The following is a 20263-nucleotide window of genomic DNA, read 5'->3' as shown; positions in this document are numbered from 1 at the left end:
ATCAGATCTCCGTATGCTCGACGACAACCGGTTGCATCCCGTGCTCATCGCGCCGGATCCTGAAGCACGTCGCATAGAGCGCCGGCAGGAAGAAAATGGTCAGTACCGTGGCGATCGTGATACCACCCATCAGCGCGGTCGCCATGGGCCCGAAGAACGCAGAGCGCAGGAGCGGAATCAAGGCCAGCACGGCGGCGGCGGCCGTCAGCATGATCGGCCTGAAGCGCCTTACGGTTGCACCGATAATCGCGTCGAAGCGCCCTTGCCCCGCCGCGATGTCCTGGTCGATCTGGTCGACCAGAATCACGGAGTTGCGCATGATGATGCCGAACATGGCAATCACGCCGAGCAACGCGACGAAACCAAAGGGCTTGCCGAAGAGGAGCAGCGCGGCCACGACGCCGATCAGCCCGAGCGGCGCTGTCAGCACGACGATAAACGTCCGCAGGAAGCTCTTCAGCTGGAACATGAGCAGCGTCAGCACGGCGATGATCATGAGCGGCATCTCGGCGTTGATCGAGGTCTGGCCTTTCACGCTTTCTTCGACGGAGCCGCCCACCTCGATGCGATAGCCGACCGGCAGTGTGGCTTTTTGCTCCGCGAGCGCGTGCTCGATATCGCGGGTCACGTCGATGCCCTGCGCGTTGCCCCGAATGTCGGCCTGCACGGTGATCGTCGGCTGGCGGTCGCGCTGCCAGATCACCCCATACTCGAGCGCGTCCCGAACATGTCCGAGGGAGCCGAGCGGAACCGGGCCGTTCGGCGTCGGAATCGCGAGGCTTGTGAGCTGCGCAGGATCGACACGCTCGCTCTTCGGCGCACGCAGATCGACGTTGATCAGCTTGTCCCGCTCACGGAACTGCGTGACCGTATAGCCGGAAAGCGTCATGGCCAGGAAGTTCGATACGTCCTCCGACGACACGCCAAGCTGGTGCGCCCTGTTCTGATCGATCTCGAACGAGATCGACCGTTCCGCCGGCTCGTCCCAGTCGAACTGGACATCGCGCGTGCGGGAATCGGCGCGGACCTTCCCGGCGACCTTTTCAGCAATAGAGCGCACGGTCGCAATGTCGTTGCCGCTCACCCGGAACTTGATCGGAAATCCCACGGGCGGACCGTTCTCGAGTCGCGCCACACGCGTGCGCACGCCGGAGAACTCTCTCCCGAGTTTGGCATCGAGCCAGTGCATCAACTCGTCACGGTTTTCGACGCTTTTGGCCGTGATCACGAACTGCGCAAAGTTTGGCTGCTGAAGCTGCTGGTCAAGTGGCAGGTAAAAGCGCGGTGCGCCGGTGCCCACATAGTCCACGAAGTGCTCGATCGCGAGCTGGCCGTCGAGCGCCTTTTCCAGGCGCTTCGCTTCACGCAGGGTCGCCTCGAACGAAGCGCCTTCCGGCAGCCGCAGGTCCACGAGCAGCTCTGGCCGCTCCGAGTTGGGGAAGAACTGCTGCGGCACGCGCGTGAAGGCCGCCATCGCGATCGCAAAGAGCACGGCAGTGACGCCAAGCACGGCCCAGCGGCGCTCGATACACCACGTGACCCAACCCGAAAGGCGCCGGTAGAAGCCGGTGTTATAGACGTGTCCGTCATGAGCGCCGTCGCGCCAGTGGGTCTTGCGCTCCGGCAGCATGTGGAAGCCGAGTAACGGGACCAGCACGACAGCCGCGAACCACGAAACGATCAGCGCAATGGCCGACACTTCGAAGATCGAGCGCGTGTATTCGCCCGTGCTCGATTTCGCGAGTGCGATCGGCAGGAAGCCCGATACCGTCACGAGCGTGCCGGTCAGCATCGGGAATGCCGTGTTCGTGTAGGCAAAGGCCGCCGCGCGCATGCGACTCCACCCCTGCTCGAGCTTCACGGCCATCGTTTCGACGGCGATAATCGCGTCGTCGACGAGCAGCCCCAGCGCGAGCACGAGCGTGCCAAGGGAGACCTGGTCGAGCCCGATATTGAACACATGCATGCAGAGCGCCGTCACGGCGAGGACAATCGGAATCGAGATCACGACGACCATGCCGGTGCGCAGGCCGAGCGAAACGAGGCTCACGACCAGCACGATCGCTACCGCTTCGCCGACTGACCTTACGAACTCGTCCACTGAATGCTTGACCGCGTGAGGCATGCTCGAGACAGGAGCCAGCTTGAGTCCCGCCGGCATGGCCGCCTGCAGTTCGGCGGCTTTCGCGTCGAGCGCGTTGCCGAGGCTGATCACGTCGCCGCCTTTTTGCATCGTCACGCCGATGCCCAGTACCGCCTGCCCCCCGACGCGCATCTGGGTGACGGGCGGATCGTCGTAGCCGCGCGTGATCTTCGCGATGTCACCGAGCCGGAACGTGCGTTTGTTCACGGTGATGAGCGTGTCGGCGAGTGCCTGCACGTTCTTGAGCGCGCCGCTCGGTCGCACGAACACCCGGTCGTCTGCCGTCGTAATGGTGCCAACGGGCGCAACGGCATTTTGTGCGTCGATTGCCTGGGCGAGCTGCTGCGGTGTGATAGAGAGCCCCGTCAGCTCCGCATTCGATATCTCGACGAAGATGTGCTGATCCGGGTCGCCAAAGTAGTCGACCTTGGCGACACCGGGCACGCGCAGCAGGACCGTGCGCAACTGGTCCGCGTAGTCGTGCAGTTGCGCAGGCGTAAAGCCGTCGCCTTCGAGCGCATAGATATTCGTGTAGACATCACCGAACTCGTCGTTGAAAAGCGGTCCAACGGCCCCCTTGGGCAGCGTCGCGGCGATGTCGCCCACTTTCTTGCGCACCTGATACCAGGTCTCGGGGACCTCCATGACCGGGGCCGAGTCCTTCATGGCGAAGAAGATCATCGACTCGCCGGGCCGCGAGTAGCTCTTGATGTTGTCGACGTACGGCGCCGCCTGCAACTGACGGCCGATTCGGTCCGTAATCTGTTCCTGCACCTCGCGGGCCGTCGCGCCCGGCCAGTAAGTCTTGATGACCATGGTCCGGAACGTGAATGGCGGGTCCTCCGACTGCGCAAGTTGCGTATAACCGATCACGCCGAAGAGGGTTGCAAGCCCGATCAGAAAGATCACGAGTTGCTGATGACGCAACGCCCACGCGGAGAGATTGAAGCCGCCTTCGCCATGTGCCTCGGTGTCGGACGGGGTGACGGGCGCGCTGTCATGCGTGGTTTCACGGTCGCGTGCGTTCATGACCAAAAATCCTCCGGATGCAACGGGGCCACCACCTGCACGTGCTGGTTTGCGCTCACTGCGTGAACGCCCTGCATCACGACGCGGTCGCCGTCGCGCAGTCCACCAGTGACGGAGACCGTGCGCTCGTCGTAGCGCGCGATGCTGACAGGGCGCAGCTCAAGGGTGTCGCTGCCCGCGCGCACCACCCACACAGCGGGGTCCTCGCCTTTGTGAAAGAGCGCCGTCACAGGCAGCGCGAACCGACGTGCCGTTGGCGCGTCTCCGACGGAATCGAACGTGACATTGGCCGTCATGCCGAGGCGAACTTCGGGGCTCGGCGCTGCCAGCGTGAGCTTCACGCGCCAGGTGCGGCTTTGCGGGTCGGCGGCCGGCGACACCTCGCGCACGCGCGCCTCGAAAGTCTTACCGGGCAGCGCGGACAGGCTTACGCGCGCATTGCTGCCGACGGTCAATGCGCCAAGCGTCCGCTCGGGCGCGTCGCAGACAACATCCACGTCTCCCGTCCAGTCGAGGTGATAGGCGGCTTGATCTGCCTGAACGTTCTGGCCGGTGTCGGCCTCCTCCGACGTGATAACGCCGTCGTGGTCTGCCGTGAGCGTGGCGTAGCGCAGGTGATCCGCGGCGAGCGCCATTTGGGCGAGCGCCGAATCGCGCTGCGCGAGGGCGGAAGCGTAGGCGTCCTGGGTCTGCTCCATCTGCGCCGTTGCGATCAGGTTTGCCTGCGCCTGAGCGCGGTCGCGATCGAGCTGCTGTTTGGCGTACACGAGACGATGTTCGGCGGCATCGAGCTGCGCTCGCGCATTGGCCAGGTTATTGCGCAGATCGGTAGGGTCGACCAGCGCAACGGTTTGTCCCGCCTTGACGGTATCGCCGATGCGTACCCGCCGTTCGGTGACCTTGCCTCCAACCCTGAACGAAAGAGGCGTGGAATACCGCGCCTGTATCTGAGCCGGCAACGAGGCGCTCGCCGTGCGCCCATCGGGATGAACCGTGACAGCGACGACGGGTTTGGGCTCGGGAGCGACGGTTTTGCTCTGGTGGCAAGCCGTCAGCAGCATTGCGCCGCAAGCCGCAACGAGAAGACGTCCTCGGAGGGATGACGGGGCGACGGACCACGGGAAGGGGTGCGCAAGCGTCTGCGCGTCAAGACCGGAAAGTTTCACGATGTTCAAAAGGCAGGTGATGGTCCAGCAATAAAAATGGGCGAGGCATCGGAAGACACGGTGTGTCTGATAGCATGCTTTGCCAAGTGTGTGAGTGCTCGATTCGGCATGCTTATCACTTAGCATTCCTACTCGCTTCGTCTGATACAAGCAGCTTGCAACGCTTCGTACTTCGTCATCGCACGCGGCCACTCCCACGAAGCAGCTAAAGAACGAGCGCAAAACAGATCCTCGCCTCAAGCCCGACGCTGGTGAATCTGGACGGCCGTGGACGACTCATCTTCAGCGCCGCAACACCCTGTTCCAGGTACCGTCGCAACCCAATTCGTCTGTCCATGCGGTCGCTGAGCCGTTCGCGATAGATGACATTACACCCATAACTGACTATATTGTCAACTATGACGTAAAAATCTACCATGTGACGATACTGAAATTTGGAGCCGCGATGCCTGATACCCCGAACTCCCGTGCAACCCGGCAGCGCACGCAAAAGCTGCCGGCTCCGGCCGAGGCGACCGAAGGGCGCCAGCCGCGCGGCGCCCGCCGCAGGGGAGAGACTCGTACCCGCCTGCTCGACGCTGCGCTCAGGCTGATGGCCGAAAAAGGGATGGGTTTAGTGGCCATCAACGACATTACCGAGGCCGCCGACGTCGGTTTCGGCTCCTTCTACAACCACTTCGAGTCGAAGGAAAGGATCTTCGCCGCGCTCGTCGAGTGGGTGTTCGAGGAGTTCGCTGATTCGCTTGACCGCCTGGCCAGCGGACTGTCCGACCCGGCCGAAGTGGTCGCTGTCTGTGTGCGCCATACGCTGATGCGCGCCCGCCGCGAGCCGGTGTGGGGACAGCTCCTGATCCGCGAGGGTTTTTCAGTGCATGCGCTGAACTGGGGTCTCGGTCAGCGATTGCTGCGCGATAGTCAAAGCGGCATTTCCGCGAAACGCTTTGTCGTCTCGGACCACTTTCTTTGTCTCATTTCCGTTACGGGCATCATCTTCGCGGCGATCGCCGCTGAGTTGCACTCTTCCGCCCGCGTCACACCAGTAGTCGAGCGGCAAAACGCATCTGGACTCGACGAACAGAACTTCGACGAGCGCGCTGCGGCGGTCGTGCTACAGGCACTCGGACTCAAGCGCGCAGAGGCGGAGAGAATTGCGCGGCTGCCGTTTCCGGGTAAGCCGGAAATCAAGGTCTGTCGAGCAAAAACGCGCGTCCGCTGATTGGAAGCCAAACCTGGTCACGACCGTGCAGTCAAACACGAAACGTCGCGTATGGTGGAAGTCGTCGACCGTTAAGGTTTATTCGATGCCTGCCATCGGCCGCAAGAATGTGCATGCCTCCGCGCATGTCGGCAGGCGTCGAATAAACCTTAACGGGCACGGACTGACGCAGTTGGCCACGCTCCACTATGTGGCCCTTATATAAATTCAGGCCAGGCTTTGAGACGTAGGAGCAACTCACGGCACTCCTCCGCATAGCGCTGACAGATCTTGCAGACGAAGAATCGCCTACTGTGAAAACTTGATCATGCTGGAGCGAGTCAGCGTAACGTTTTTGCTCACGCCGGCCGGCGCATTGGCTAGAATCCACGCGGCCGAGAGTTCGCCGAACGGGTCTTTGCTCGACATGCCATCAGTCGGGACCACTACCTTGAAGCCGCGCACCGCCGCTTCGCTTGCGGTGTACAACACTGCGCCGTGTGCCATCGTGCCGGTAACGATCACGGTTTGAATGCCCTTGTTCTTCAGAGCCGTTTCGAGATCGGTGTTGAAAAACTTGTCCACGCCCGATTGCACGACCGTCTCGCCACCTTTGGCCGCGATAACCGGCGGCACCGCCGCCAGTGTGCCCGTGCTGGTCAGGCTGTAGACGATCAGAAGGTTCGCCTCGCGCGACTTGCTCAACAGATTGGCGACATACGGCAGTGAGGCCGCGCACGTGGGACGCTCTTTGCTGTTGCAGGTACTGGTGTCGAAATCGAGCAGCAATAGCGCGGTATGACCTGAATCGGTAACGGTAAATGTCTTCAACTCTGGAGGCGGAGGCATCGGGACTGACTTCCAGGACGCGATGATGTCGGCTTGTGCCATACCGCAAAAGGGTAAAGCGAGCAGCAGTGCGCACACTGCTCTTCGAACGTTACGCATAGACTCTCCGATATAACCTGCATGATATACGGCACTCACGGTGGGTCGGCTTTAGGGCGCGCGACCGTCATGCCGTCGTGGCCAAACAATTCTATCAGCCATACCATTCAGACACCTGATGGTCGAGCGGCCGAATACGGATGACCGCTTCGGGGCCGCTACTGACCGATGCACTTGCCCAAAATCGACCCTCAACCGCCGTTCAGGCCCGCACAAATCACCGACAGCTTCCGGATCGCAACGGCCGTTCGGCTGGACACTCAGTCCCACAATTCATCGGCCGCTGAAGTCTCTTGTGCGGCGCGCCGCAAAAAATGGCGGCGACCGCAAAGTCAAAGTCTATGCTGGCGCTGGGCGGTGCAACGAGAGGGATGCCCTGCCGAGGTCTTAGTCTGCGTGTGCGCGATCGAACGCCCACACTTCGGGGAAACCCATCAACTCGCACATCTCGGAGAACGGATACATCGCGTCAACGGCGGCTTCCGTGCTCCTGTGCGCCAGAATCTGCCCGTACATCTCCTTGAGCGCCTTCGCGACGGCTAAAAAGCCTGAAGCCGGATAGATCGCGAGAGAGAAACCGAGCTTCTGCAACTCATGGGGCGCAAGCTGCGGCGTCCGTCCACCTTCGACGACGTTCACCAGCAACGGAACATTGAAGGTTCGCCCGATCGTTTCGAGTTCCTCGATACTTTCCGGCGATTCGATGAACAGCACATCCGCGCCAGCCTTCGCATATGCCTCGCCACGACGCAGCGCTTCATCGAGGCCGAGGGATGTACGTGCATCGGTGCGTGCGACGACCTGGAAATCGCGATCGCTGCGGCTTTCCACGGCGACCTTGATTTTGCGCACCATATCCTCGACCGGGATCACCCGCCGCCCCGGTGTATGGCCACATTTCTTCGGGAATTCCTGATCCTCGAGTTGAATGCCTGCCGCTCCCGCTTGCTCATAACCTCGGACGGTATGCGCGACGTTCAGTAATCCGCCATAACCCGTGTCGCCGTCGCAGATCATCGGCGTGTTCGTGCCGCCGCAGAATGCCGCGACGCGATTGACCATGTCGGTGTAGGTCGCGAGGCCTGCATCCGGCAGACCGAGGTACGACGCTACGGTGCCGAAGCCCGTCATATAGAGGCACTCGAAGCCCATTGAGTCGGCCATCTTCGCGGAGATCATGTCGAAGATTCCGGGCGCAGTGACAATCTCCCTGCGCGCGAACCGTGCTTTCAACGCTTGACGCTTGCTTTGCTGTGTGACGCTCATACGTGTCCTGTTTAACGAGTGAAGTGAAGTTTCAACGTTGCGATTCATGTGAAAGCGATGACGCCGGCAGTGCATCGTTCGTGTCGATCGAAGGCGCAATGTCCTCGAGCGAGCGTCGATTCGTCTCGATACCGAACACTGCAAGGACGACCGCCAACACGACCAGCGCGCCGATGATCATCGTCAGCACGTCCTTCACACCGCCCGTCGCGTACATCATGACGACGAGTTGCGGCGCGAAGATGCCCGTAATGCGCCCGGCGCAACCCGCGATGCCACTTGCCCGCATGCGGTTCTCCGTGGCGAAGAGCTCGGGGATGTAGGTCGCAATGCCCAACGCCACCATCAGATACGTGAGCGTGAACAGCAGGAAGCCGAGCAGCGTCGCCATTTCGATGCCGGTGGAATGCCCGTATAGCCAGCCGACCACCGCCGCGAGCGCCGACACCGCGATGAGCCCCTTCTTGCGCCCGATCTTGTCGGCGAGAAGTACGCCTAGCAGCGCGCCTGCCGGTCCGCCGAGCGACATTAGCGCCGTATAGCCCAGCGACGATGCCATGCCGATGCCCTGTTTCATCAGGAACGTTGGCACCCAGACGATGAAGCCGTAGATCACCATGTTGATCGCAACCTGCACGATGATAGACACGAACGTGCGGCGGATCTGCGAGGGCCCGAAGAGCTCCAGCAACGTGGTTTTCCTGGTGACGGTGTACGGCGCATTGACGACGGGCGGCAACGTTGAATTGTGCGCCGACTCCTCCTCCGCTGCGCGCAGGATCGCTTCGGCTTCGTCGTAGCGGCCTTTCGATTCGAGCCAACGCGGTGACTCGGGCATCTTTTTGCGAAGGACCCACACGATCATCGCGCCGACGCCAACGATTGCGAACATAGCGCGCCAGCCGATCGACGGGATGATCAGATAGCCGAGAAACGTCGAAAAGAACAGCGCCGAGTTGGTGATGAGCGACAGATACGCTGACCATTTTCCGCGCACGGTGGGCGGCATGAATTCGCCGACCGATCCGTAACCGACGACGATCTCCGCGCCCAGGCCGAGGCCCATGAAAAAGCGGCACACAATCAGCCACGTCATGTTCGGCGCAAACGCGCCCGCGATCGACGCGAGACCGAGCACTGCGAGATTGAATTGATACGTGAATTTGCGGCCTTTCGCGTCACCCAGCACGCCGGCGGTAAACGCGCCAATCAACATGCCGATGAACGTCGACGAGAGGAACGCCGCGTTCAGGTGCATCGTTGACCAGCCGGTCTTTGCGAGCGCGCCGAGCACGCCGCCGGCAAGGTAAATGTCGAACGAATCCAGGAACATGCCCCCGCCAATCAGCCACAGCACGCGCCTGTGAAAGCGTGAGATCGGCAATCGGTCGAGACGTGCACCGGCGCTTACGGTGCGTACGGTTGTGCTATCGGTGCTCAGCATGTGTCGTCTCCAGTGTTGTCGTCGTCGCGACTATCGAATGACTGCTCGTGATGCTGTTGCTGCCCGAACCATGCTGAATCAGGAGGCGGGATGCTCCCGGTCGCGGCGGTCGAGCACTGCGTTTTCAGCGGCAAGAATGTGGCAACGCATGGCTGCTTCCGTCCACGCGGCGTTGCGCTGTTCGAGCGCGCGAACGATTTCGAAATGCTGGCGTGCGCTGCGCACGCGGTCGTCGTCGCTATACGTGCCGAAGGTCCACTTGATGAGCGGCGTTTCCTTCATCGACTTGAGCGAGCGGTCGAGGCGCGCGTTGTTCCCGGCGGCCGTGATAATTGCGTGGAACTCTCCGTTCGCGCTGAACCACGCTTCGCTGGATTGAGGCGTGGATGGGCGTTGTGTGATCGCGAGCATCGCATCAGCCAGCGTCTGGAGACGCCCGATGTCGGAAACACCGATAGACAAGGCCGCGCGTCCGGCGAGATAGGGCTCGACCAGAAGACGCGCCTCGAAGATCTCGCGTGCATCCTGCAAGGTCCACGCTTTCACGCGCACGCCATAGTTCGGGCGCGTTTCAACCCACCCATCGGCATCGAGACGCCGCAAGGCTTCGCGTACCGGCGTGCGACTCACCCCCAGACTCTTGGCAAGCTGTTCCTCGCGCAGATATTCACCTGCGCCATATTGGCCGCTGGTGACAGCGTCCTTGATCGCGGTATAGACGTCATCCGCTGAACGCACTGGTTCATTCTGAATTGTATGCAAAGTCTGAGTATCAAGCGCCATTTTGACCTCTGTATGGCTATCTAGGCTCACATTGTATGCAATTTTCGACGCGATGAGATGTAGAGGATTTCCCGCAGTGCGGGTTCTTTACCGGGTTTTTGCAATGCAACCTGTAGCGTGCCTTGCGCGGCGGGACTCTAATACGAGCAGTGCGGATCGTCAGGAAGCCCCTTCCGGATGGTCGACGGCCTGCTGACCTTGGTGAAGGGCAAATGCGGCTGTTTTCGGTGGCGTCGACCCGGGGCAGCATTGCGCGCGCGACATCTCTGGTTTTACGAGAGGAGATGCTGCGGCTGTCGAACGTCTCAACGGCCGCCAGCAGGTAGGCGAGGAGGGAGACAGGCAGCCGGTGCCCGCAACGCCGCGCTGTTCTCGCGCGCCGCGTTCCCGCCATTGTTTTCGCTGTGCGGGACGGCCGCTGACCGGCCGACTTGCTCACAACTTGGAACGATAACGATTGCGTCACGCCGTGAGCGCAGCGCCGCCGTCAAGCGCGGTTCGTTCACTCTCCTAAGCGTTTAGAGGTCGGTTGTCAAGGTCCAGCGGTCATTCGTCCACCCGTGCGGCCTCTCAAGTCATCGGCCTTTGTCGACGTTCGTCCATCGATTTTGTTACGCCCACTCACCGCTTCGGACCAGCCATTCGTCGACGGCAGCGGCGAACTTCCGCCGCCGGCTTCGACAAATGAGTACCTTCGGGTCGAGTTGAGCCGGTTGTCGACTGTTGCCGTTTGCGATCTGAACAGGCGGCCAAAACGCAACGCATGGACTTGCAAACGCTCGCTATGAGTTCGGCGCCGCTTGTTTTCTACGTCGCCTCACCGCCAGGGCGCCATCGCCTGGAAGACACCGTCACGTCTGACCAGCGCGTGCAAAAGCGCCGCCGCCAGATGAAGCACGATCAGCGCAAAGAAGCACAGCGCAAGCACCCTGTGCGCGTTCCAGAGCAGCGTGTGCAACCTGTTGCTATGCGGCAGGATGAATGGCAAATGTATCCCGAACACCACGACGGGATACTCCGCGGCCGACAGCATGCCCCATCCGATCAGCGGAAGCGCAATCATCAGTATGTAGAACGCGAGATGCGACAGGCGGGCGGCGAGTTTCATCGGTTCCGGCATCGACGCCGGCAGCGGCGGCGCGCCGCGCGTCAACCTGACCACCAGGCGAATCAGCGCCAGCACGAGAATCACGATACCTAGCGGCTTGTGGATAGACACCAGCGAAAGATAATCGGGGTGAGTGGTGGACACCATCCCGACACCGATGAACAGCATCGCCAGAATGCAAACCGCCATGAGCCAGTGAAGAGCGCGCTGCAGCGGTGTGAAGCGATCGCGGGTCGCGGTCATGGCGTGGCTCCTCCCGCCGGATGGTGCGGATAGTATTTATCCTCAGCGGTCCGCCGGTTGAACGATACGGAATAGGCGGCTGAGCGCGCGGCGGGAAACGGATCGTCCGAGACGTGCATACCGGACGGCAGGACGGTGGGATCGAAGTTGAGATCGCGACACGGCCCGTCAACCTCGGGTTCAATGGCGTTGACCACCAGCGAACCCGCCTCCACCTTGCGTCGATCTTCCGGCCAGGCTTTGCTGGGGTCGGCGGTCGGGTCACCGGGATTGGCGACCACGACGACCAGTGTCCATCGTTGCGGCGCGCTGTGCACCCGCTGCGTAATATCCGCGTTGAGGAAGTCGGCGCCACGCTCCTTCAACTGGTCGACGGGTACGGCCTCGGGCTGCGCGGCCGGCACGAAGGACCAGCGCACGGCTTGGTCCTGTCCCGCAGCGTTAGTGAAGATGAAGCTATTGAGGCTGTTGTACCGCTCCTGCGCGTAAGAGCCCGTCCACGGCGCGCCCCCGACCCATGCGGCAAAATTGCCAAATTCCGGATGTGCGGCGGCAAAATTTTTCATGGCGTCCGGGTCGGTCTTATTGGCCGAGGCCTTGAGCAGGCCGTAAAAGGCCTCCGGCGTGGCGACCGGGAAGAACGGAAGGTCAATCATTGCCGTGCGCCATTCGCTTCCATCCGGCGCGACGATACGCAGACTGAGGCCGCGTACCCGAACCGTGGCGTCCGGCGCGTTGGGATCTGGCGTACCGAGGTTGAAGCGTCCCGTGACCGGAAACGAGCCAGGCGCGAACATTGGCGCCCTGGACAGGGCCGCAGCCGCGCCGTTCGATTCGAAGCTACCGGTAAAGCAGATGCCCTTGGCGTGATTGCGCCGGTGGCCGAGAGCCGGGCCGCCCGGCGGCGCCAGAGCGTTGACGATCTTTGCCGGCGTCAGGCGCCCCGGAGAGAGCCAGCCGGCCGTAAAGGCGAAGGCCGCGACCAGCGCGACCACGACGACTGCAATCAGGACCAGCGAACGGAATGTGGACGCGTTGGAAGTCGGTCTGTCGGCCATCGATCTCTCCCGATCAATGATTCGGCTCAATAGAAATCTAGCAGGGCCGCGACAAAAGTGCCATTGATCGGTGGGCCGTGCCCAGTTGCCGCCAAGCTTCGCAAACTGCTAACCCGCTGTGAGCGGCCGGCCCCGCTCAGGCGGAGCCGAGTGTCGAACGGCCATAGGAGCGGTATAGGGCCAAAGGCCAATTGATTCTCCCCGGCACCTCACCCGTAAGCCGCTGATTGGATATTTGGGTAGAAGTTGCTAGTCCGCACAGCGACGGCGCATTTACCTTCCTGGTTTGTTGCGGGCCGGGTGAGCAGCCATGCGCCGCCGAAAAACTCGTCGCTCCAGTGCATCGGTCCGGCATCGCGCAACGCCTGGTACGTCGGATAGGGGTTCTCCAGAAAGTCGTCGTCGATCATCAGGCGTCCGAGCGGCGAGGCGCCCTCGGCCAGCAAAGGCAGCGTGCTCATATCCCTTCGCCTTGGACGCGCAGGCCCAATCGATCGAGCAGTGCGAGGTCTCGCGCCGCCTGCGGGTTACCCGTGGTCAACAGCTTGTCACCATAGAAAATCGAGTTCGCACCGGCGAGGAAGCACAGCGCCTGCAGCGCTTCGTCCATCTGCTCGCGGCCCGCCGACAGACGCACCATCGCACGCGGCATCGTGATGCGCGCAATCGCAATCGTGCGCACGAATTCGAACGGGTCGATCGCTTCAGTGCCGGTCAGCGGCGTGCCTTCCACCTGCACCAGATTGTTGATCGGCACCGATTCCGGATACGGCTCCATGTTCGCCAGTTGCGCGATCAGGCCCGCGCGTTCGCGGCGCGATTCACCCAGACCAACGATACCGCCGCAGCACACGTTGATGCCCGCGTCGCGCACGCGTTCGAGCGTGTCGAGGCGGTCCTGATAGGTGCGCGTCGAAATGATCTGGCCGTAGAACTCCGGCGACGTGTCGAGGTTGTGGTTGTAGTAATCGAGGCCCGCTTCGCGCAGACCTTGTGCCTGGTGCTTTTCGAGCATGCCGAGCGTCACGCAGGTTTCGAGACCCATGGCCTTCACGCCGCGGATCATGTCCTTGATCGGCTCCAGATGCCGGTCTTTCGGATTACGCCACGCGGCGCCCATGCAGAAGCGTGTCGCGCCGTTTTCCCTCGCAACCTTCGCGGCGGCCAGCACTTCGTCGACGGGCATCAGCTTGTCGGCTTGCAAGCCGGTGTCGTGATGCACCGACTGCGGGCAATAGGCGCAGTCTTCTTCGCAGCCGCCGGTCTTGATCGAGAGCAGCGTCGACAGTTGCACGGTGTTCGCGTCGAAGTGTTCGCGGTGCGTTTGCTGCGCGCGGAACATCAGGTCGTTGAACGGCAGTTCGTACAGCGCGACGATGTCGGCGACGCGCCAGCGCGCCACCGGTTTCGCGCCGGCGGCGTCGTTATTGGCATGGTTGTGCGCGGCGGCCGTGTCGGCTGGCGTCGGAGCGATGTTCAGTTGCGTCATGTCGTCAATCCTCATGGAGGGATGTTTGATAGGGTTCAACGCTGCGCGGCGCGCAGCGTGTTTAGAAGGCCATTGATGTCGAGTTGATCTGCCGCGAGCTCGGGCGAGGCCGGGCTCAGATGCGGCACGATGCCGAGCAGCGGCGCGTCGTGTTCACGCGCGAGATGCTCGCGGATCGACGCGATGTTTTCGTCGGGGAACGTCATGTTCGGATCGATGCGGTTGGCGACCCAGCCGGCCAGCGTCAGACCGCGCGCGGCGATCGCTTCGGCGGTCAGCAGCGCATGGCTGATGCAGCCGAGGCGCATGCCCACCACGAGCACGACGGGCAGCTTCAGCGCGACCGCGAGATCGGCGGTGTCCTGGGTGATGGTCAGCGGCACGCGAAAGCCGCCCACGCCTTCCACCACGACGATATCCGCGCGCGTGAGCGCCTGGGCGTGGCAATCGACAATGTGGCCGATGTCGAACGCGACGTTTTCCAGTGCGGCGGCGATATGCGGCGCGGCCGGTTCCTTCAGCAGATACGGCGTGCGGATCGCGGGCGGCAGCAGGACGCTCGATGCCGCGTCGAGTTGATCCGCGTCTTCGTTGTGCAGCACCCCGTTCACTTCGAATGCGCCTGCCGCGATCGGCTTCATCGCGGCGGCTCGCAGGCCTTCGCGCACGAAGCCGCGCAGCAGTGCCGCGGACACGAAGGTCTTGCCGATTTCCGTATCGGTGCCGGTGACGAACAGGGACAACGCGCTTTGACCCGAGCCGCTCATGCCGCTTTGACCCCGAGTTGTTGCAAGCCGGCTTCAAGCCGGTCCAGATCCGCGTGCGAATGCGCGGCCGACAGCGAAATGCGCAGCCGCGACGTGCCGGCGGGCACGGTCGGCGGACGGATCGCCGGCACCCAGAGACCGGCGCGATCGAGCGTGGCCGCGATGTCCAGCGTGGCGTCGTTCGCACCGATGATGAGCGGTTGCACGGCGGTATGCGAATCGACCGGTAGCCACGGCGTCGCCTTGAGCATCGCGCGCGTGCGTTCGATCAGCTGCCGAAGATACGCACGGCGCGCGTCGCCTTCTTCGCCACCGATGATGTGCAGACTCGCCGATACCGCGTGCGCGGCGGCGGGCACCGAAGCGGTCGTGAAGATGTACGGACGGGCGCGCTGCACGAGCCATTCAATCACGGTCTGATGCGCAACGACGAACGCGCCGGATACGCCCGCAGCTTTGCCAAGCGTGCCGATGGAAATCACATTGGGCGAACGCAATGCCGCTTCTGCGACTGCGCCCCGGCCTTGCGGGCCAAGCACGCCGAAGCCGTGTGCGTCGTCGACGATCAGCCACGCACCGTGCTGTTCCGCGAGCGCCAGCAGACGCGGCAGCGGGGCAATGTCGCCGTCCATGCTGAACACCGTATCGGAGACGATCACTTTGACTTCGGCATCCGAGGCGTCGAGCATCGCGCTCAACGCTTCCATATCGCAGTGCGGATAGATCTGCACGTCGGCACGCGACAGGCGTGCGCCGTCGATCAGCGACGCGTGATTCAGCGCATCGGAAAACAGCGTGGTGCCGCGTCCCGCGAGCGCGGTGAGCGTCGCCAGATTCGCCATGTAGCCGGTGCTGAAGTAGAGCGCGCGCGCATTGTCGACGAAGCCGCCGGCGAATTCAGCCAGATCGTCTTCGAGTTGCGCGTGCGCGCGCGAATGCCCGCCGAGCAGATGCGAACCGCCGCTGCCCGCGCCGTAGCGCTGCGCGCCTTCGGCGATCGCGGCGATCAGTTGCGGATGCGCTGCGAGGCCGAGATAGTCATTGCTTGCGAAGCCGATGATCGCGCGGCCATCGACGGTCATGTGTGCGGCGCACGGCGTGTCGGCGGTGCGGCGGCGACGGCGCAAGCCGCGTTCGTCGATGTCCTTGAGTCCTTGGGTGAGCGTGTCGAGCAAATGCATTAGCGGGTCTCCGCGAGCGTCGCTTCGAAGGTCTCGCGGGTGCGCGAGGCGAGCAGCGCGAGCTCTTCGTCGTCGAGGATATAAGGCGGCATCAGATACACCGTGGTCGAAATCGGGCGCAGCAGCAGTTCGCGCTGCAACGCGTTTTCGAAGAAGCGGCGCGAGAATGTTCGGGCGTGCTGGGCGTCGTCGATCACGGCGTCGAACGCGAAGATCGTGCCGCACTGACGCAGATGGCGCACCTGCCTGTGTTGCGCGAGCGGCGCGAGTGCGGCCTTCAGCTTCGCGGACTTCTGCGCGTTGGCGGCGAGGACGTTGTCGCTCGCGAACAGATCGAGGGTGGCGAGCGCCGCGCGGCAGGCGAGCGGATTGCCGGTGTACGAGTGCGAGTGCAGGAAGCCGCGCGCGGTGTCGTCGTGATAGAAGGCCTCGAAGATCTCATCGCGCGAGAGCACGATCGAGAGCGGCAGATAGCCGCCGCTGATGCCTTTCGACAGACACAGGAAGTCCGGCCAGATGCCTGCCTGTTCGCAGGCGAAGAACGTGCCGGTGCGTCCGCAGCCGACCGCGATTTCGTCGGCGATCAGATGCACGCCGTACTGATCGCACAGCGCGCGCAGGCCCGCGATATAGGACGCGTCGTGCATGGCCATGCCGGCCGCGCATTGCACGAGCGGCTCGACGATCAGCGCGGCGATTTTCGCGGCACGCGCGTCGAACAGCGCGCGAACGTGATCGAGCGCGCGGCGCGCGACGTCTTCGGCGGTTTCACCGGGTTGTGCGAGGCGTGCGTCGGGCGACGTCACCACGTGCGCGTGACGGATCAGCGGGTCGTAGGCATCCTTGAAGAGTGCGACATCGGTGACACCGAGCGCCCCGATGGTTTCGCCGTGATAGCTGTTGGCGATGCAGACGAATTCCTGCTTGTCCGCGAAGCCGCGATTGCGCCACGAATGGAAGCTCATCTTCAGCGCGATTTCGACGGCTGACGCGCCATCAGACGCGAAGAACGCGTGACCGAGCGTGTTGTGCGTGAGGGCGCTGAGGCGTTCGGCGAGTTCGATCGCGGGTTCGTGCGTGCAGCCGGCGAGCATGGCGTGCTCGAGCGTATCGAGCTGGTCTTTCAGCGCTGCATTGATACGCGGATTGGCGTGGCCGAAGAGGTTGACCCACCACGAGCTGATGGCATCCAGATAACGATGGTTGGCGCGGTCGTAGAGCCACGCGCCCTGGCCGCGCGCGACCGGGATCAACGGCAGGCGCTCGTGGTGCTTCATCTGGGTGCAGGGGTGCCAGACGGCAGCGAGTGATCGCGCAACCCAGTCTTGGTTAGCTTCTGTGTTCAAAATAACTCCATGTTATGCGTGTGCGGCATTCAGGCAGCTTCCTGTGTCCCACTTGCCAGAATGCGTGCCACGTCAGCTTCGTAGCTCCTCGAGGCAAGAAGGAAGCAGATCGTCGCCGCAAGCGCCATTACCGGCGCCAGCGTCAGCGCAAGCTTTAGCCCGAAAAAGTCCGACAGCAAGCCGACGATCAACGGACCCGGCGCGAGGCCGATCAGGTTGTTGGCCAGTGACATCACCGCCGTCACCGTTGCGCGCACGCCAGGATGGGTGACATCGCAAACGATGGCCCCGGCACATCCTCCGTGCGCGGCGGCGAACAATGCGCCGAGGAAGATCAAACCCAGCCCTAACGGGCCCGCTGGCAACGCAAACGCGAGCATCAATACGAGCGCCGACAGCGCCGAATAGACTGCCGGCACCAACGCCCGGCGCCGCGGGTGAGCTTTACTCAGCCGATCTGCCAGGCCGCCACCGAAAATCATGCCGACGCCTGAGGCCAATATCGCCACCCCCGCCATCAACGCGGCCTTCTTCACGTCCATGCCGTTGTAGCGACCGAGATACGTCGGCAACCAGGCAATCAGAATCGCCGGCATTGCCATTTGCAGTCCACTCGCGAGATACGCCAGATTGCCCGAGCGTGCGCCAAACACTTCACGCGTAATCTGGGTGATGCTCAAACGGCTCGGCGCCGTGCCCCCCTTTCCCCTGCCGGCCAGTGTGACCGTCTTATAGTCACGCACCACGAATGGATAGACCACGGCCAACAGGAGGCCCGGCGCGCCCACGGCGAAAAATGCCATCCGCCAGCCTGCCTGAGCCGCAATGGCGCCTCCCATGACCACACCGAGCACTGAGCCGAACAGACTCGCTGAAAGGAATGCGCCAAACACCGCGGCACGCTGCCTGAGGGGAAACACGTGCGCAAGCAATGCGCAACCCGCGGCACCATAGGCCGCCTCGCCAAGACCGACAAAGATCCGCGCCGACAGCAACTGTGCGTAGCTGTGCGCCAGGCCGCATGCGACTGTCGCGAGACACCACACGAAGGCCATCAGGGTGATGCTCTTGACCCGTCCCCAACGATCCGACAGTAACGAAATCGGCACACACAACAAGCCAACGGCGAGCGAAACCACGCTCACCAGCATCGCGAGCTGAGAATCCGACAACGCCCATTCGGCTTTCAGGGACGGGAATACCGCGCCGATTAACTGACGCGATACGTAATCGGACAGCATCAGGCCGAATGTGAGCGCGAATACCGCCCACGCATAAACTCGCGGCACTCGGGCAGAGTCGGGTGAATAAGAGTCGGCTGCGACGACCGACAAAGTGGTTTTCATAGCAAGAGTCTCCTTATTTGTTTTGCGGCAATCTCTGATTGCGGCTGTGTATGCCTGGACCGAAGGACGATCAGATGTACGTCGGCCAGGATCGCATCTCATGTTCGCCAATGCCACCGCTGCGCTCACGGCGATGCGTGGCCAGGGCGTCGATCAGCCAGGCCCGGGTTTGTTGCGGGGCAATCACCGACTGCACGCCGAACGCGCCGGCCAGTGCGTAAGCCGAGGTGTCGCGCGTCAGTTCGGCCTTCAACTGATCGAAGCGCGCGGGATCGTCCTCCCGCTTGATGCCGTAGAGCACGCTGACACCGATCTGCGGATCCATGAAGCTGGCATCCGCGCTGGTCCAGGCCGCCACCTCGTCGCTGTTGCGGCCGCCGCCCATGTTGATGTAGGCCTGCCCGTAGCTCTTGCGTATGATCACTGACAGCTTGGGCACGCTGCACAGTTGCACGGCGTGGATCATGTTCATGATGTGCGCGGGCGCGGACTTGCGCTCGCCCTCGATACCGACGAGAAAGCCCGGCGTATCGACCAGGAAAATGAGCGGAATATTGAACGAATCGCACATCACCAGGAACGAGCTGACCTTGCGGCAGGCCTCAGGGTCCATCGCACCGCCCTTGAACATCGGATTCGACGCGACGATCCCCACGCTTTCGCCGTTCAGACGGGCTAATGCGGTCACAGCGGCGCGGCCAAAACGATCTTTCAGGTTGAAGAAGCTGCCTTCATCGACGATGCCGGCGATGACCTTGCGCATGTCGTAGGTCTTGCTGCGCGCCGCCGGTACGAGTTCAAGGAGCCTGTTCGCGTCGGGCGCAACAACCTGCGCTGGCGGCAGGCTGGGAGGGCGCGCGCCTGCATGCGACGGCAGATAGCTCAGGAAGCGGCGAATCGCTGCCAGTGCTTCCGCATCGCTGTTGACCACCATGTCCACTAACCCCGTGTGCTCCGCATGCAGCTTCCAGCCACCCAGTTCTTCGGGGTCCACGGTTTCACCAATCGCAAGCGAGGTGACCCGCGCACTCGACACGGCGAGGAACGCGCCCTTGCGCATCACCACGAAGTCGGAGAGGCAGGTGTACCAGGTCGATGAACCCAGGCATGGCCCGAGCACGGCGCTGACCCACGGCGTTTCGCGGCGGCGGCAATACTGCTGCGGATCCTGACCCGCAGCAGACATTGCTTCCGCGCCCAGGCTATCAGGCACCCGCGAGCCGCTCGACTCGCCAAGGAAGATCAACGGCATACCGTTGCGGGTGGCAGTCTCCTTGAGACGGCTGATCTTGCGCATGTTGACGGCCGACGACGACGCGCCCTTGACCGTCATGTCGTTCGACACGACGGCCACGCGCCGCGCTTCGATGCGACCGGTGCCGGTAATCTTGGCATCGGCCGGCGAGGTGTCGCGGTCGGCGGGCAGTACAGACACAGCCAGCATGCCGGTTTCGCTGAACGAGCCTGCGTCCAGCAGTTGCTCTATGCGTTCGCGTGCGTTCAGATTGCCGGTGGCGCGGCGCTGCTCGAGCCTGGCCGCACCACCCATCGCGAGGGCGACACGGACACGGGCGTCCAGCTGTGCGCGTTGTTCATCATACGTGCCGAGGTCGGCAACTGGGTCATCGGAGGCAGGGCCTACCGGGGCGAGAGCACAATTCACGTGGGATCCTTGTCTGGTTTCAGGCGTCCTGCAACTGATTGGACGCCGCTTCATCACTCCACCAGGCGTGGTGGGGTCTGCCAGTTGA

Annotated in this window: 16 protein-coding genes; 1 reads left to right on the top strand and 15 read right to left on the bottom strand. The window is 62.7% G+C overall.

Going from position 1 to position 20263, the window contains the following annotated elements:
* Window position 1 precedes the first annotated feature (1 nt).
* Together PQR27_RS37710 and PQR27_RS37705 are read right to left on the bottom strand one after the other, a co-directional pair.
* Complete coding sequence (locus tag PQR27_RS37710) at window positions 2-3172, bottom strand: efflux RND transporter permease subunit (protein ID WP_408528750.1); 3171 nt, start codon at window positions 3170-3172, stop codon at window positions 2-4.
* Window positions 3169-4233, bottom strand: coding sequence for an efflux RND transporter periplasmic adaptor subunit (locus PQR27_RS37705; RefSeq protein WP_408528977.1), 1065 nt, complete (start codon window positions 4231-4233; stop codon window positions 3169-3171). Before PQR27_RS37705 ends, PQR27_RS37710 begins: the two co-directional genes overlap by 4 nt.
* A 550-nt stretch (window positions 4234-4783) precedes the next feature.
* Here PQR27_RS37705 and PQR27_RS37700 point away from each other — a divergent pair.
* Window positions 4784-5554 (top strand): TetR/AcrR family transcriptional regulator, encoded by a 771-nt coding sequence (locus tag PQR27_RS37700; RefSeq protein ID WP_408528749.1) that lies wholly within the window; start codon window positions 4784-4786, stop codon window positions 5552-5554.
* Window positions 5555-5842: 288 nt separating this feature from the next.
* On the opposite strand, the gene PQR27_RS37695 is transcribed toward PQR27_RS37700, so the two are convergent.
* The 13 genes from PQR27_RS37695 to PQR27_RS37635 form a co-directional block, all read right to left on the bottom strand.
* Window positions 5843-6382 (bottom strand): cysteine hydrolase family protein, encoded by a 540-nt coding sequence (locus tag PQR27_RS37695; RefSeq protein WP_408528748.1) that lies wholly within the window; start codon window positions 6380-6382, stop codon window positions 5843-5845.
* Between the two features lie 486 nt (window positions 6383-6868).
* Window positions 6869-7747 (bottom strand): isocitrate lyase/PEP mutase family protein, encoded by an 879-nt coding sequence (locus PQR27_RS37690; protein ID WP_408528747.1) that lies wholly within the window; start codon window positions 7745-7747, stop codon window positions 6869-6871.
* 31 nt (window positions 7748-7778) lie between these two features.
* Entirely contained in the window at window positions 7779-9191 is a 1413-nt protein-coding gene (locus PQR27_RS37685; protein ID WP_408528746.1) for an MFS transporter, read from the bottom strand.
* A gap of 78 nt (window positions 9192-9269) precedes the next feature.
* On the bottom strand, window positions 9270-9974 hold the full coding sequence (locus tag PQR27_RS37680; protein ID WP_408528745.1) for a GntR family transcriptional regulator: 705 nt from the start codon (window positions 9972-9974) through the stop codon (window positions 9270-9272).
* A gap of 817 nt (window positions 9975-10791) precedes the next feature.
* Window positions 10792-11325 carry a cytochrome b gene (locus tag PQR27_RS37675; RefSeq protein ID WP_408528744.1) on the bottom strand — a complete coding sequence of 178 codons (534 nt, stop codon included), beginning with the start codon at window positions 11323-11325 and terminating at the stop codon, window positions 10792-10794.
* Window positions 11322-12383, bottom strand: coding sequence for a catalase family peroxidase (locus PQR27_RS37670; RefSeq protein ID WP_408528743.1), 1062 nt, complete (start codon window positions 12381-12383; stop codon window positions 11322-11324). Before PQR27_RS37670 ends, PQR27_RS37675 begins: the two co-directional genes overlap by 4 nt.
* A gap of 209 nt (window positions 12384-12592) precedes the next feature.
* Window positions 12593-12844, bottom strand: coding sequence for a hypothetical protein (locus PQR27_RS37665; RefSeq protein WP_408528742.1), 252 nt, complete (start codon window positions 12842-12844; stop codon window positions 12593-12595).
* Entirely contained in the window at window positions 12841-13872 is a 1032-nt protein-coding gene (gene bioB / locus PQR27_RS37660) for a biotin synthase BioB (protein ID WP_408528741.1), read from the bottom strand. The genes PQR27_RS37665 and bioB overlap by 4 nt, the downstream gene beginning before the upstream one ends.
* A gap of 35 nt (window positions 13873-13907) precedes the next feature.
* A complete protein-coding gene (bioD, locus tag PQR27_RS37655) occupies window positions 13908-14639 on the bottom strand; it encodes a dethiobiotin synthase (protein WP_408528740.1) in 732 nt (243 codons plus the stop codon).
* Complete coding sequence (gene bioF / locus PQR27_RS37650; RefSeq protein ID WP_408528739.1) at window positions 14636-15820, bottom strand: 8-amino-7-oxononanoate synthase; 1185 nt, start codon at window positions 15818-15820, stop codon at window positions 14636-14638. Before bioF ends, bioD begins: the two co-directional genes overlap by 4 nt.
* Window positions 15820-17097 (bottom strand): adenosylmethionine--8-amino-7-oxononanoate transaminase, encoded by a 1278-nt coding sequence (gene bioA / locus PQR27_RS37645; RefSeq protein WP_408528738.1) that lies wholly within the window; start codon window positions 17095-17097, stop codon window positions 15820-15822. The genes bioF and bioA overlap by 1 nt, the downstream gene beginning before the upstream one ends.
* A 98-nt stretch (window positions 17098-17195) precedes the next feature.
* Complete coding sequence (locus PQR27_RS37640; protein ID WP_408528737.1) at window positions 17196-18512, bottom strand: MFS transporter; 1317 nt, start codon at window positions 18510-18512, stop codon at window positions 17196-17198.
* A gap of 70 nt (window positions 18513-18582) precedes the next feature.
* Window positions 18583-20175, bottom strand: a complete 1593-nt coding sequence (locus tag PQR27_RS37635; RefSeq protein ID WP_408528736.1) for an acyl-CoA carboxylase subunit beta — start codon at window positions 20173-20175, stop codon at window positions 18583-18585.
* Between the last annotated feature and the right edge of the window lie 88 nt (window positions 20176-20263).

The organism is Paraburkholderia fungorum (assembly GCF_046027215.1).
Lineage (GTDB): Bacteria > Pseudomonadota > Gammaproteobacteria > Burkholderiales > Burkholderiaceae > Paraburkholderia > Paraburkholderia fungorum_D.
The sequence above is the reverse complement of the archived record's forward strand: the minus strand, read 5'-3'. Positions and strand labels throughout refer to the sequence as shown.